General features: G+C 50.2%; 1 protein-coding gene. It reads left to right on the top strand.

Translation table 11 applies throughout. From position 1 onward, the window contains the following. On the top strand, positions 1–211 hold a 211-nt coding region (locus B3S86_RS15180), incomplete at both ends, for an AAA family ATPase (protein WP_290754282.1).

Raw genomic sequence — 211 nt, 5'->3', positions numbered from 1 at the left:
ATGTATCATCTTCATTGATGAAATCGATGCTGTCGGTCGTCAACGGGGCGCAGGTCTCGGTGGTGGACATGATGAGCGTGAGCAGACATTGAACCAACTTCTCGTCGAGATGGATGGATTCAGTGAAAACGAAGGCATCATCATGATCGCAGCAACGAACCGTGCTGATATTCTTGACCCTGCGTTACTCCGTCCAGGTCGTTTTGACCGT

Source organism: Exiguobacterium sp. UBA3968 (assembly GCF_002385115.1).
Lineage (GTDB): Bacteria > Bacillota > Bacilli > Exiguobacteriales > Exiguobacteriaceae > Exiguobacterium_A.
Note: the sequence above shows the minus strand (reverse complement) of the source record. Positions and strands in the feature narration are given on the sequence as shown.